The organism is Undibacterium sp. FT79W, from assembly GCF_014284215.1.
Lineage (GTDB): Bacteria > Pseudomonadota > Gammaproteobacteria > Burkholderiales > Burkholderiaceae_D > Undibacterium > Undibacterium aquatile.
In genome coordinates, this window is the sequence record NZ_JACOGB010000003.1 from 200,261 (window position 1) to 213,175 (window position 12,915).

Sequence of the window (12,915 nt, forward strand, 5' to 3'; positions counted from 1 at the left end):
CCCCTATTTCTACTATCTGCCAGTGAAACTATGTTGACTAAAAAAATCCTGAGCACTGCCGCGATACTGATGCTCCTGGCATGCAGCCCGCAGTTTGACTGGCGCGAAGTCCGCGGCAACGATGCACCTTTCCGTGTCCTGATGCCAGCGAAACCGGCGAGTTTCAGCCGGGACATGCAACTCGCCGGGCTGACGCTGAACATGCAGATGACCGCCGCCGATGCAGCAGGCGTCAATTTTGCAGTCGGCAGTGTCAGACTGGATGATCCCGGCAAAGCTGGTGTCGTGGCAGAAGCAATGAAAGATGGGATGCTGAAAAACATACATGGGCAGATCACGCAAGCGGCCAGCAGCCCCGACGGTATCGTTGAAATGCAAGGAAAATTGCCCGATGGCGAAGTAGTCACTATGGCCGCTCGCTTCATCATACGCGGACCACGGGTATATCAGGTGATTGCGATTGGTCCGGCAAAAAAACTGAAACAGGACGTTATCGATACTTACATGAGCTCATTCAAAACCGACTGAAGCACAAACCACAAAAATCAGGCAATTGCGATTATGATAGCTTCAGCAACGTTCCCTATCATCCGCCATTGTTTTGCGGCGCTGTTTTACACTGCAATACCACGCCATACGTGAACACCGTGTTCGACAAAACCGCCCTGACACCCAAAAAAAGGAGACCCCATGCTGATCACATTCAAATCAAAAGCGGCCGCAGAAATCGTCATGTATAAGGAACATGCACGGCGTATTCTCGATCTGCTGCACAAGGATGTCGAACAAGGCATCATCACAACCGCTGAATTACCAGCAGCGATCGCCAGCATCGAAGCCGCCATTGCTGAGAGCAAAATCCACTCCGTTTCCACTGAAGTCGCGCATGATGTCAACGCGCATCAAAATGAGAACGACGACGAACATGAAAAGCCTGCAACGGTATCGTTCGCCACACGGGCATTTCCTGTGCTTGAAATGCTGCAGGCTGCACAAAAAATGCAAAAAGACGTGGTGTGGGGTGTCTGATTCATGACGGCTCATATCGAAAACACCCGGGAATTTGATTTAACGACGCAAGATGGCACCCGCCTGTTCATCCGCGACTGGCCGCTCGCTCCCAACGGCGATCAGCTGCCGCCAGGCGTGCTGCTGATGCACGGCCTGGGCGAACACTGCGGCCGCTATGCGCACATTGCCCGTTTTTTTAATGCCCTCGGTTTTGCTGTCCGCACTTATGACCATCGTGGTCACGGTAAATCCTCTGGCAATGCCGGAGATGTCCCTGACGACGACGCGATATTGAGAGATGCACAAACCATCATTCAGGATTTCAGTCAGCAACTGGCAGCACCGCCTATTTTGCTGGGACACAGCATGGGTGGCTTGTTCGCTGCCCGTTTTGTCGCCGCGAATCTGGCACCGGTCAGGGCGCTGATACTTTCATCTCCGGCTCTGGCAATACGTATGTCAGGTTTTGAGCAACAACTCGCCAAAGTGGCGCTGACCCTGTTTCCCGGAACAGGGCTGCCGAATGGACTGAAAACCCGCTATCTGTCACACGATGCCGAAGTGGTTCAGGCATATCAGAATGATGCGCTGGTACACCCAAAAATCAGTGCCCGTCTGCTGCGCAGCATGCAGGCATCAATCGCTTTTACTCATCAGCATGTCAGCAATATTGCTATTCCGGTGTTGTTATTGGTCGCCGAAGACGACCATCTGGTTGATCCGGATGGCAGCCGCCGTTTCGAAAAGGGCGTCGCCCCAGCGCTGATGACAGCGCATTATTACGACGGCTTTTACCACGAAATTTTTAACGAGCTTGATGCAACGCCGGTCTTTGACGATCTGCGTACATGGCTGGAACAACAACATCTGACGCCGCTCACAGCAACGTCCCATGTAACAGGAACCTGAGCCACCAACTGAATCACCAGGAAATAAATATGGAACAATTTGGCATCATTCATTTTGGGTTATTTTGTCTGGCAGTGATGTTGCTCAATGCAACGCCCGGGCCTGATACCGCCTATATCGTCGGGCGCAGCATCGCTCAGGGTCGCACTGCCGGTCTCATTTCCGCACTCGGCATCTCGGTTGGCTGTCTGTTTCACGCATTCGCATCTGCATTCGGGCTGACCGCAATCATTGCCACCTCGGCGCTGGCATTCACCAGCATTAAACTGGCGGGTGGCGCCTATCTGATTTACCTGGGTGTCAGAATGTTGTTCAGCAAACCGGCCGTCTTGATTGCACGTTCAACCGAACCGGAACGCCGCCCGCTGCAGAAAATTTTCTGGCAAGCGGTACTCACCAATATTCTCAACCCGAAAGTAGTGCTGTTTTTTCTGTCGTTTTTCCCGCAATTTGTCTCAACCGATGCAAATCACAAAACCTCTGCATTTCTGCTGCTCGGCACAACCTTCGTCCTGATGAGTACGCTCTGGAATAGCGGCACTGCCTTTCTGGCTGGTACACTAGCGCGCCGCGCAAGTCAGAATCCCCGCTACAAACTCTGGCTGGAGCGCTTTGTCGGAACAGCATTTGTCGGTCTGGGAATCAAATTGCTACTCACCAAACATTAATATGCAAGAACAACCAAGAAAAATCCTCGGCAAACCTGCCATCAAACCGGCTCGTACAGTCGCTGCGGCACCTGAAGCTCAGCCACCAGCACCACTGCTGGAGCTGAAGCCGGATTCACTGGCTTTCAGCCTTTCCGGTGCAGCGCAGGCGGTGGCCTATGTACTCGAAGGCATGGCGTTACCACAAGCATTGGCAAAAGTTTTTTTACAAACCAATGCATTGCCGCAAGCGCGGGGCGCGATACAGGATATTTCTTACCGGACGATGCGTCAGGTCGGACGGGTTGACGCGCTGCTGAAAGCCATGACAAATAAAGCGCCAGAACCAGCATTGTTGTACGGCTTGCTCTGCTGCGCCCTGACTTTGCTGGTGAAAAATGAAGGCGAAGATGCGCCCTACGAGGATTTTGTCGTGGTTGATCAGGCCGTCACCGCCGCCAGCGCCAACGCTCACATGGTCTTTGCCAAAGGCATGGTGAACGCTGTATTGCGCCGCTATCTGCGTGAAAAAGAAGAATTACTCAAGCTCGTCATGAAGCAACCGGCGGCAGTCTGGAACTATCCGCAGTGGTGGGTAGACCAAACCAAAGCAGCCTATCCGGATGACTGGCAAGCGATTTTAACGACCGGCAACCATGCACCGCCGCTGACCTTACGTGTGAATCGTCGACTCACCAGCACAGCAGCGTATTTGCAGCTATTGGCGGAACAGCAAATTGAAGCCTCACAAATCGGGCCGTTTGCGGTACGTCTGGCCAAGCCTTTGCCGGTCAACAGCATTCCAGGCTTCGAAGATGGCATGGTATCGGTACAGGATGCGGCGGCACAACTCGCCGCGCCGCTGCTAGACGTACAAGACGGGATGCGGGTGCTCGATGCCTGCGCGGCGCCGGGCGGTAAAACCTGCCACGTGCTGGAACTGGCCGACGTCAATTTGCTGGCGCTGGATATCGATCCTTTGCGCGTCAAACGCATTCAGGAAAATCTGAGCAGACTTAAGTTATCTGCGACCATCAAAGAAGGCGATGCCAGCCGTTCTGGATGGTGGGATAACAAAGCGTTTGACCGGATACTTGCCGATGTACCCTGCACCGCCTCAGGCGTAGTACGCCGTCATCCGGATAGCCGCTGGTTACGCCGCAAAACCGATACCGCACAGCTCGCTGCCTTATCATCGCGCATACTCGACAATCTGTGGCGTATGCTGGCACCCGGCGGCAAAATGCTGATGGTCACCTGCTCTATCTGGCCTGCTGAGTCGGAGGCGCAAGCTGTCGCATTTGCTGCCCGGCATGGTGCCATCCGTCTCGATGCACCAGGTCAATTATTGCCAACCATGGCGAATCCGTCCGATGCAAACAACGAACACGACGGTTTGTTCTATGCCTTGTTTCAAAAACCCGGGCAAAGCTAACGGAAAACACGAGCTTCAAGTTATCATTGGGGCTACGATTTTTATTTCCTGATTGCATGCTCCTTCGTCTGAACGATCACCTACGCCGCTTAGCGCTGACACTTGTGTTAGCGCTATTGGCGTTGCTCATCGTTCCGACTGTGCATGCGGCGGAAGCTGAAGTCACCTCAGCCAGAATCGAAGCAAGCGATGAGGGCTACCGTCTGGCAGCCAGCTTTTCGTTTGAACTCAGCCATGCGCTGACCGATGCGATCGCCAAAGAAATCCCCATCTCATTCACCACCGAAGTCGAGCTGACCCGTCCCCGCTGGTACTGGTTTGATGAAAAGACCATACGCGCAGTACAGACTGTCCGCATCGGCTACAACCCCTGGACACGGCAATACACCGCCACCATCAATCAGGGTTTACAGCAAAATTTTGCGACGCTCGAAGATGCACTCGCGCTGGTATTGCGGCCACGACGCTGGATCGTCGCCGATAAAGGCACGCTGACTGCCGGAGCGATCTATAACGTTGCCGTCAAACTGAAACTCGATCTGAGTTATCTGCCCAAGACTTTCCTGATTACCTCGCTCAATAACAGCGACTGGCGTTTCTCCTCAGACTGGAAACGCTTTACCTTCAAGGCTGAAGACAAGTGACAAGATTTTTGCGGTATGCCTTGATTATCGGCGGTGCTCTAATGAGTATCCTGCTGTTTTTACTGACGACCGCTTCTGAAAATTCCGCTAATTTTGAGCCCTACTATGGCTGGCTGCTTGGTGCCAATGCCGTCGTCGCCTCCGCTTTATTGCTGCTGATTTCCGCTTTGGTATGGCGTTTATTCAGTCGTTTCCGCAGCCGTGAATTCGGTTCCAAACTGATGACGAGGCTGGTATTACTGTTTGCGCTGGTAGGCATATTGCCGGGCTCAGTCATCTATGCGGTGTCCGTCACCTTCGTGTCGCGCTCGATAGAATCCTGGTTTGACGTCAAAGTGGAGTCTGCTCTGGATTCCGGCAAGAATCTCGGTCTGGCGGCGCTCGATTTTCTGCTGGCCGATCTGCAGGCAAAAGCGCGTGAAATGGCGAGCGAGTTATCAACGCCGTCAGACACGCCTTTATCCATCAAGTTATCGCGTCTGCGCGAACGGGCGCTGGTGCAGGAAGCTACGATCGTTAACAGCCGCGGCAGGCTGGTTGCCACCGCCAGCCAGAACTTTGGGCGTCTGGTGCCGGAACTCCCGACCGCCGACATGCTGAGGCAAGCACGTAATTCGCGCATCTTTGCCGCCATCGACGAAAAAATTAATACGCCGGACCCCGCCGAGGTGAATAAAAATGCCGGGTTGAGCGACGCAAAACGTCCGATTCTTCCGCAAGAAAACAATAAAACCCTGCGTTCGCGTGTTGTCATACAGTTGCAGGCAAGTGATATGGCGCTGTCCTTGCAGCGGGAAACCTATTTTCTGCAACTGATACAACCGGTTCCGACAAATCTGGCAGCGCACGCCGAAGCGCTGCGCAATGCATCGACCGAATATCAGTTGCGTTCGCTGGGCCGGGGCAGCCTGAAAACCATGTATATTTTTACGCTGACACTGACCCTGTTACTGGCTATTTTTGCTGCTATTGCCAGTGCCTTCCTGATTTCTGGTGAGCTCGCGCGTCCCTTGCTGTTGCTGGCGGAAGGAACGAAAGCAGTCACTGAAGGTGATTTTTCACCGCGCCCTATCGTCACCAGTACGGATGAACTGGGCAGCCTGACGAAATCGTTTAACACCATGACGCGCCAGTTATTCGATGCCCGTGCCGCCGTCGAAAAAAACCGCAGTGAACTGGAAAATGCCAAGGCCTATCTGGAATCGGTGCTGGCCAATATGTCGGCAGGCGTGATGGTATTGGATCAGACTGGCCATCTGGTGACGTGCAACGAATCTGTCGAACGCATACTGCAACGGCCATTAGAAGCGGAGATTGGTCAGCCACTGGCGGATATCAATGGTATGCATGATTTTGCCGATGCCATCGACAAAGCCTTTTCAGAACAACATGCGCAATCAGCAGCCGGTGGTAAAGAGCAGCAGGAACACTGGCAACAACAAATTGAAGTGCCCCGTCCTGATGCAGTCAAAACAGCAGAGCCCGCTTCAGGTGCAATGCCAAATGACGATAAACAGACGATTACTTTGCTCGCCCGTGGCTCACATTTGCCGGTCGGCGCGGGCAACGGTTATGTCATCGTGTTTGATGACATCAGCAATATTATCTCCGCCCAGCGTTCGATCGCCTGGGGCGAAGTGGCGCGACGGCTGGCGCACGAAATTAAAAATCCGCTGACGCCAATACAACTATCTGCAGAACGTCTGCAAATGAAATTGCAGGACAAGCTCAACGAAGCCGATGTCGCCATTCTGAATAAGAGCACGACAACGATAGTGAATCAGGTGTCATCGATGAAGCGCATGGTCGATGATTTCCGCGATTATGCAAAAACCCCGCCCGCAGTATTGTCGCAGCTTGATCTCGGTGAACTGATCGATGAAGTGCTGCATCTGTATCTGGCGGGCGATGACCGCGATATCATCCGCCTGCATCTGGCACCAGATTTACCGAAAATTATGGGCGATGCTACGCAACTGCGCCAAGTCATCCATAACCTGCTGCAAAATGCACAGGACGCCGTTGCCGATCAACCGCAGTCCGACGTGCCACCACGCATTGATGTGATCACCGAAGTCGTTCATTACAACAGCAAAGCGCAGGATGTCTGCAGCGCAGTGAAGCTGTCAATTATCGATAACGGCCCCGGATTTTCCAGCAAAATTCTGGCGCGCGCATTCGAACCTTATGCGACATCGAAACCACGCGGAACCGGATTAGGACTTGCCATGGTGAAAAAAATCATCGACGAACACGGCGGTCGTATCGATATTCAGAATCGCAGTGACACAAACGGTGCAAAAGTAGCGATTTTGCTGTTAAAGTTAGCACCGGACTCAAAAACAGCATGAACAGGCTGATTTCCATTCGACATTAACGAAGATTAATGCGGAAGAGTAATGCGGAAATAAGAAAGAAAAAAACCACAAGGGCAGTAATAGGGTAGATTTATGGCAAATATTCTGGTCGTAGATGATGAAATGGGTATCCGGGAATTACTCTCGGAAATTCTGGGAGATGAGGGACACGTGGTGCAACTCGCGGAAAACGCGCAGCAGGCACGACTGGCCCGACAGGAAGCAAAACCCGATCTGGTGTTGTTGGATATCTGGATGCCGGATACCGACGGCGTCACCTTACTTAAAGAGTGGCAGCGCGACGGTTTGCTGACCATGCCGGTGATCATGATGTCGGGTCACGCGACCATTGATACTGCTGTCGAGGCAACCCGTATCGGTGCGCTGAACTTTCTGGAAAAACCAATTGCTCTGCAAAAACTGCTCAAAGCCGTGCAACAAGGGCTGACCCGTACACCTGAGCCTGTACGTCCGGCAGCGCCAGCGTTGCGCGTCATCAGCAGCGATCACAACCATCCCAGCCTGACTCAGGGTGGGATGCAGGCAAGCAGCGGCACCTTTGAATCGCGCCAGTTCAATACCGCTCCTGCCGCAGCAAGTGCGCCGGCAAATCAATTCGCTAGCCTGTCGTTTGATTTACCTTTACGCGAAGCCAGAGATGCGTTTGAACGGATTTATTTTGAATATCATTTAAATCGTGAAGGCGGCAGCATGACGCGGGTTGCCGAAAAAACCGGTCTTGAACGCACTCACCTTTACCGCAAACTCAAACAACTCGGTGTCGAGTCCGTCAAATACGCCAAACGCGGCGAATAATCTGCAAACTGCCGTGCCGCTGACCCTCGTCAGCGGTGGCAGCTATCGCCAGCGGGAAGCTCAGATCGCTGCCTGTATCGACCATGATCAGAAACATGCTAAAAGCATCGGCCGCGTCGCCGTCCTGCTGGAAGGTTTACCTGAGGGCGATCTGCTGCTGAGCGATACCCAACAACTCCATTTACAAAGAATTGCCCCCGGCTGTTTTTGCTGTATCGGCAATCTGACCATGCGGGTCAGCCTCAACCGGGCGCTCCGGCAACGGCCACAACACGTTTATCTCGGCGTCGCCAGTAGTGAACATCTCGACAATCTCAGGCTGACTTTACAACAAGCACCCTACGACCAGTTGCTGAAAACAGACGAATCTGTCTCCCTGTAAATTTGCGGAATAAACTAAAAATAAACTAAAGCTATTCATCGCGGCACCGTAACCTCTATCAGGCAGCACGTTTTTTGCTTACTTGTGGGACTTGCGCAAAGTTGTCCCGGCAAGGCGTGGCGACGAAGGCAGTACGAATAGTACGGCTAGGAGCCATAACACCGCTGGGGCGACTTTGCGCAAGTCCTAACTTGAAATTTGCTGCTAACAGCACCATGTCCGGTTTATATGAGGAAGTCATTTCTCCAGCCAGAAAGGATGCAAAATGAATCTTATTTATAACAGTGAAAATTACAGCGTCGTTGAATACAGTGAAGATGCGGAGCACGAAGCTCTGCGTTTTGGCGGCTACGAAATTACCGACAAAGCAGTACGTCGTGAATGGTTTATCGGTGGTCCGCAGGCGCTGAATTTCCGGCATGGTGTCACCGAGCTGATCGCGAGCGAACCCAGCATAGAAGAGATCGACGATTTTCTAGGTCAGTTTGATGGCTATATGCGGCAAAGCGTTCTGCTGCACTGACCCACCGTAATATCCACCCACCAATACACGGCATCAGTTGCCGTGTATATCCATACTACGGCAAGCTGCTATCTTGCTGTTTTGCTGTTTTTGCTGTTCAGCGCCACTCAATAACCTGGTCATGCCTATTAACTCTCATACAAGCTGGCTGGAAAGTCTGCAAGCTCTGCCAGAGAATGCGCCTGCGATCCTGATCACGGTCACTGCTGCCAAAGGCTCGACACCGCGTAGCACTGGCACGCGCATGCTGGTCACGGCGCAGCACCAGTACGACACGATAGGCGGCGGTCATCTCGAATGGAAAGCCATTGCGCATGCCCGTCTGTGGCTGGCGGAAAGCGCTGAGCATAACGCCGCAGCCCGGCATCTCGATCTGGCGCTTGGCCCCAGTCTCGGTCAATGTTGTGGCGGCGCAGTCAGCATCATGCTCGAACGCACCGATAGCTGGACTACCGAACAAAAGCTGGCGCGCTATGCCGAATTTCAACAACAGCAAGCGCAATTACCGCATCTGTACCTGTTCGGTGCTGGTCATGTCGGTAGCGCGCTGGTGAATGTATTACAGCAAACCCCTTGCCGCATCACCTGGGTCGATGAGCGCGACCATTTGTTTCCAGCGCATTTACCACTATCGGTGCAAACGGAAGCCACTGACTGCCCCGAAGCTGTCGTGGTTCACGCCGAAGCAGGCGCTTACTTTCTCGTTATGACCCATCACCACGGTCTGGATCTTCTGCTGACCGAACATGTCCTGCGTAAGAATGATGTCGCGTGGTTCGGTCTGATCGGCTCGCAAACCAAACGCGCCCGCTTTGAACACCGTTTGCGCGAGCGCCAGATAAGCGCCGCCCGGCTGGCGACGATGGTCTGTCCGGTCGGTATTGACGGCATCACTGGCAAAGAACCCGGCGTCATCGCCATTGCCATTGCGGCACAGTTATTGCAACTCTGGGCGAAGACACCTACACTGCCGGACTTCGCCTCTATCACTCACACAGCGGAATAAACAGCATGAGTAACTCTTTACACGACTTTATCCGCGGCTTGCCGAAAGCCGAACTCCATTTACACATCGAAGGCTCGCTGGAGCCGGAAATGATGTTCGAGCTTGCCCGGAAAAACGGTGTCAGCCTGCCGTATGCCAGCGTCGAAGAAGTCCGTGCCGCCTACGACTTTGAAGACCTGCAATCATTTCTGAACTTGTATTACGCCGGTGCCGCAGTCTTGCAGACCGAACAGGATTTCTTCGATCTGACCCATGCTTACATACAGCGCGCCCGCGCCGATCATGTCTGCCACGTCGAATTATTCTTCGACCCACAAACCCACACCGAACGCGGCATCGCGATAGCAACCGTGTTTGCCGGCATTGCCCGTGCCTTGCGCGAAGCGAAAGCGGCGGACGGTTTTTCCGGCAGCATGATACTGTGTTTCCTGCGTCATCTGAGTGAAGAAAGCGCGCTGGCGACGCTGGAAGCCGCATTACCTCTGCGTGAAGCCTATGCCGACGTGTGGACCGGTGTCGGTCTCGATTCGGCCGAAGTCGGTAATCCGCCGGAAAAATTCGCCCATGTGTTCACGATCGCCCAGGCGATGGGTTTCCGGCTGGTCGCCCATGCCGGTGAAGAAGGCCCGCCAGCTTACATCCACAGCGCGCTGGATGTGCTGGAAGTCGAACGTATCGACCACGGCGTACGGGCAGAAGAAGACCCGGCGCTGATGCAGCGTTTAAAAGCCAGCCGCATTCCGCTGACGGTCTGCCCGCTGTCGAATCTCAAATTATGCGTCGTGAAGGATTTGCGCGAACACAATCTGGCGCGCATGTTGCGTGATGGCTTATGTGTGACGATCAATTCGGATGACCCGGCCTATTTCGGCGGCTATATGAACGCGAATTTCATCGCCACCGCCGATGCGCTGGCATTGAGTCGCGAAGAACTGGTGCAACTGGCGCGGAATAGTTTTGAAGCATCCTTCGTATCTGACGCACAGAAACAAATCTGGTATGACGCGCTCGATACCTATCTGGAAAATGCTTGAACAACGCCTGAAAACGCCAAAATTCAGTAAAAAATGGGGAGTATGTGCAAAAACTGCCTCTATCTCCTTATAAACAAAGGGCTTTTAAATATACTGGTGGGAGTATATTTAGAGCCCTGAACGCCTCCAAATCATTATTTCCAACTCGCATTGCGTGCCCGGACAAATAATTTTAGCTAGCAAAAGCGGTGTTCTCCTTTCAGTCCGACAAGGCTGGCCTGCATCAACACCACGCTAATTAGCTCACCGTCCGGGTGGATATATTGATAAAATGCTTCGCCCGGACCGATGTCCGCATGCTTTTCTGAGACAGCGCCACGGCATCTGTGGACGCTGCACCTCACGCCTGTTTTTATGGAATCCCTATGCAAATCCCCCCACTCGGCACGTTGATCAAAGATGAAGAAAATGACTGGCTGATCAGCGACGCGTTCAACATCGCCGCTTTCAACAATACGCCATGTGAATTTCTGATCGAAGGCTATGAAACCGATCCGCACCCGCAAGATTTTTCCGACGCGATCAGCAATTTCATCACACTCAGCAGCAGCGCGCTGAAGGCTGCAGAAGCCCCGGTTTTCAACTATTACCTCGATTGGGCACGCCTGGCAAAAGCCGAAGGCCAGCCCTGCGTAGAGATTGCCGAACCAGCGGATATCTGGCAGCACATTCAGTTCGGCAATGAGGCGCTGGTTTGCCGCCGCAGCAATGGCGATCAGGCGGTTTATGTGTTGTTTGAATGTGATTGCGACTGGAATCAGGAAGATGGTCTGCAGATCGTTTTCAAACACGGCAATCAGGTCAGCAAGGTCGGCCCGTTTGATGATTTTTTAAGCAATGAAGATGTGTACGGCTTGCCGGAACTCGATAAAGTGATCTATCAAAGCCCGGGTTAAATAGGGCACGCAGCAGGCTTGCTGCAAAATCGCGTCACCATAAAAAAAACCGCATGATTCATGCGGTTTTTTTGTTTCATGTCTGACGACTGAACATCAGAAACGGTGACGGATACCGGCAGCAACGCTGGTTGCACGGTCAGCCGTGTTGAGTTTGTCGCTCATCACTAATGCATAGACATCAGTGCGTTTCGACAAATTGTAGTCATAACCTGCGGAGAAAGTATCACGCTTCAGATCCGCACCAACCAGGCTGCCTGTACGTTTAGTATTCGCAAACGCCAGCAAAATGTCGCCGCCGCCAGCCGGTGCTTTCACGCCCAGACTGTAAGTTTTGTCATCCAGTGATTTCGGGCTGGTCGTGTCATCTTTGCTGGAAGAATACGTCGCAAACAGTTTTGCTACTGTCAGGTCATAGCTACCGGCAACAAAGTAAGTTTTCTGATTATTGATCGAAGCGTAATTCACAGGCGCTGCTGTTGCATCCACAATCGCGCCACCACTGAGCGGATTGCTGACCTGCACCTGATGATAGTAAGCACCCAGAGCAAGTGGGCCATTGAAATACAAGGCATTGATACCGACGTTTTTAGTACCTGTACTGCCTGCTTTTTCACCGAACTGGTAATGCACATTCGCACTCAGACCATCAAAATTCGGTGTCGTGTAAACGATCTCGTTACTCCAGCCAGAGTCACCTGCGGCGGAATTGGCCCAGGTGCGGGCAGCATAATTACCGCTGGAAACCCAAGTGTGCAATACCAATGGAGAGAAGCTGAAAGAATCACCGAACGGATTGAAAATCACGGTAGGTAAAAAGCTTGGTGCCAGACCGCGACCCAGCGACACTTTACCGAAAGAGCCGGACAAACCAACGTTCGCATCGCGCGAAAACATGGTGTCGCCGCTGAAACGGCCAGAGGCGCCGGTATCTGCCTGCAAGAAACTGGTCAATGCAAAATCAGCTTTCAAACCGCCGCCCAGATCTTCAACGCCTTTGAAACCGACCCACGATGTCGTCATACCGCCGCTGTTAACGACAGCCTGACGACCACTGTCGCCACTGTATTTAACGGACCCCAGAGTCACGTCGAGCAAACCTTCGACGGACACCTGTGATTGTGCAGATGCACCGCCAGCAAGCAGACAAGACACTGCCAACACCATACTTTTCAATTGAAATTTCATCGGTTTTCCTTGATTGATGTGATAAAAAATTGTTTCGTATGCGGTTACCGGCAATCAGCGTCGCGTC

At 52.9% G+C, this 12,915-nt stretch carries 15 protein-coding genes; 13 read left to right on the plus strand and 2 right to left on the minus strand.

The genetic code is table 11. The features are described from left to right. Window positions 1–30 precede the first annotated feature (30 nt). The 9 genes from H8K38_RS06340 to H8K38_RS06380 all read left to right on the plus strand — a co-directional run bounded on the left by H8K38_RS06340 (window position 31) and on the right by H8K38_RS06380 (window position 8,201). A complete protein-coding gene (locus H8K38_RS06340) occupies window positions 31–528 on the plus strand; it encodes a hypothetical protein (protein WP_186883954.1) in 498 nt (165 codons plus the stop codon). Between the two features lie 162 nt (window positions 529–690). Next, on the plus strand, window positions 691–1,029 hold the full coding sequence (locus H8K38_RS06345) for a DUF1840 domain-containing protein (RefSeq protein ID WP_186883955.1): 339 nt from the start codon (window positions 691–693) through the stop codon (window positions 1,027–1,029). A 3-nt stretch (window positions 1,030–1,032) separates the two neighbouring features. Continuing rightward, a complete protein-coding gene (locus H8K38_RS06350) occupies window positions 1,033–1,920 on the plus strand; it encodes an alpha/beta hydrolase (protein WP_186883956.1) in 888 nt (295 codons plus the stop codon). A gap of 29 nt (window positions 1,921–1,949) precedes the next feature. Then, window positions 1,950–2,588 (plus strand): LysE family translocator, encoded by a 639-nt coding sequence (locus H8K38_RS06355; protein ID WP_186883957.1) that lies wholly within the window; start codon window positions 1,950–1,952, stop codon window positions 2,586–2,588. 1 nt (window position 2,589) lies between these two features. Continuing rightward, complete coding sequence (gene rsmB / locus H8K38_RS06360; protein WP_186883958.1) at window positions 2,590–4,002, plus strand: 16S rRNA (cytosine(967)-C(5))-methyltransferase RsmB; 1,413 nt, start codon at window positions 2,590–2,592, stop codon at window positions 4,000–4,002. 56 nt (window positions 4,003–4,058) lie between these two features. Beyond that, complete coding sequence (locus H8K38_RS06365) at window positions 4,059–4,646, plus strand: DUF4390 domain-containing protein (protein ID WP_186883959.1); 588 nt, start codon at window positions 4,059–4,061, stop codon at window positions 4,644–4,646. Next, the gene (locus tag H8K38_RS06370; protein ID WP_186883960.1) at window positions 4,643–6,997 is read left to right on the plus strand and encodes a PAS domain-containing sensor histidine kinase; all 2,355 of its coding nucleotides are present in this window, start codon (window positions 4,643–4,645) and stop codon (window positions 6,995–6,997) included. The genes H8K38_RS06365 and H8K38_RS06370 overlap by 4 nt, the downstream gene beginning before the upstream one ends. A 99-nt stretch (window positions 6,998–7,096) precedes the next feature. Then, window positions 7,097–7,819, plus strand: coding sequence for a response regulator (locus H8K38_RS06375; protein WP_186883961.1), 723 nt, complete (start codon window positions 7,097–7,099; stop codon window positions 7,817–7,819). A 13-nt stretch (window positions 7,820–7,832) separates the two neighbouring features. Continuing rightward, complete coding sequence (locus H8K38_RS06380) at window positions 7,833–8,201, plus strand: GTPase (protein WP_186883962.1); 369 nt, start codon at window positions 7,833–7,835, stop codon at window positions 8,199–8,201. Window positions 8,202–8,259: 58 nt separating this feature from the next. Here the strand turns inward: H8K38_RS06380 and H8K38_RS06385 are convergent, their stop codons facing one another. Then, window positions 8,260–8,442 (minus strand): hypothetical protein, encoded by a 183-nt coding sequence (locus H8K38_RS06385; protein ID WP_186883963.1) that lies wholly within the window; start codon window positions 8,440–8,442, stop codon window positions 8,260–8,262. A 24-nt stretch (window positions 8,443–8,466) separates the two neighbouring features. Here H8K38_RS06385 and H8K38_RS06390 point away from each other — a divergent pair, with 24 nt between their 5' ends. From H8K38_RS06390 to H8K38_RS06405, 4 genes are all read left to right on the plus strand, one after another. Beyond that, window positions 8,467–8,724 carry a DUF3567 domain-containing protein gene (locus H8K38_RS06390; protein ID WP_186883964.1) on the plus strand — a complete coding sequence of 86 codons (258 nt, stop codon included), beginning with the start codon at window positions 8,467–8,469 and terminating at the stop codon, window positions 8,722–8,724. Window positions 8,725–8,845: 121 nt separating this feature from the next. Further along, window positions 8,846–9,730 (plus strand): xanthine dehydrogenase accessory protein XdhC, encoded by an 885-nt coding sequence (xdhC, locus tag H8K38_RS06395; protein WP_186883965.1) that lies wholly within the window; start codon window positions 8,846–8,848, stop codon window positions 9,728–9,730. A 5-nt stretch (window positions 9,731–9,735) separates the two neighbouring features. Continuing rightward, window positions 9,736–10,764 (plus strand): adenosine deaminase, encoded by a 1,029-nt coding sequence (locus tag H8K38_RS06400; RefSeq protein WP_186883966.1) that lies wholly within the window; start codon window positions 9,736–9,738, stop codon window positions 10,762–10,764. 365 nt (window positions 10,765–11,129) lie between these two features. Next, entirely contained in the window at window positions 11,130–11,660 is a 531-nt protein-coding gene (locus H8K38_RS06405; RefSeq protein WP_186883967.1) for a hypothetical protein, read from the plus strand. A 96-nt stretch (window positions 11,661–11,756) separates the two neighbouring features. Here the strand turns inward: H8K38_RS06405 and H8K38_RS06410 are convergent, their stop codons facing one another. Next, window positions 11,757–12,848 carry a porin gene (locus H8K38_RS06410; RefSeq protein ID WP_186883968.1) on the minus strand — a complete coding sequence of 364 codons (1,092 nt, stop codon included), beginning with the start codon at window positions 12,846–12,848 and terminating at the stop codon, window positions 11,757–11,759. Between the last annotated feature and the right edge of the window lie 67 nt (window positions 12,849–12,915).

Excerpts from the sequence above, each read along its gene's own strand:
- H8K38_RS06375 (WP_186883961.1), top strand. The coding sequence starts at position 7,097 with ATGGCAAATATTCTGGTCGTAGATGATGAAATGGGTATCCGGGAATTA.
- H8K38_RS06345 (WP_186883955.1), top strand. The coding sequence starts at position 691 with ATGCTGATCACATTCAAATCAAAAGCGGCCGCAGAAATCGTCATGTAT.
- H8K38_RS06365 (WP_186883959.1), top strand. The coding sequence starts at position 4,059 with ATGCTCCTTCGTCTGAACGATCACCTACGCCGCTTAGCGCTGACACTT.
- H8K38_RS06350 (WP_186883956.1), top strand. The coding sequence starts at position 1,033 with ATGACGGCTCATATCGAAAACACCCGGGAATTTGATTTAACGACGCAA.
- H8K38_RS06385 (WP_186883963.1), bottom strand. The coding sequence starts at position 8,442 with ATGACTTCCTCATATAAACCGGACATGGTGCTGTTAGCAGCAAATTTC.
- H8K38_RS06340 (WP_186883954.1), top strand. The coding sequence starts at position 31 with ATGTTGACTAAAAAAATCCTGAGCACTGCCGCGATACTGATGCTCCTG.
- H8K38_RS06405 (WP_186883967.1), top strand. The coding sequence starts at position 11,130 with ATGCAAATCCCCCCACTCGGCACGTTGATCAAAGATGAAGAAAATGAC.
- H8K38_RS06400 (WP_186883966.1), top strand. The coding sequence starts at position 9,736 with ATGAGTAACTCTTTACACGACTTTATCCGCGGCTTGCCGAAAGCCGAA.
- H8K38_RS06390 (WP_186883964.1), top strand. The coding sequence starts at position 8,467 with ATGAATCTTATTTATAACAGTGAAAATTACAGCGTCGTTGAATACAGT.
- H8K38_RS06355 (WP_186883957.1), top strand. The coding sequence starts at position 1,950 with ATGGAACAATTTGGCATCATTCATTTTGGGTTATTTTGTCTGGCAGTG.
- rsmB (WP_186883958.1), top strand. The coding sequence starts at position 2,590 with ATGCAAGAACAACCAAGAAAAATCCTCGGCAAACCTGCCATCAAACCG.
- xdhC (WP_186883965.1), top strand. The coding sequence starts at position 8,846 with ATGCCTATTAACTCTCATACAAGCTGGCTGGAAAGTCTGCAAGCTCTG.
- H8K38_RS06410 (WP_186883968.1), bottom strand. The coding sequence starts at position 12,848 with ATGAAATTTCAATTGAAAAGTATGGTGTTGGCAGTGTCTTGTCTGCTT.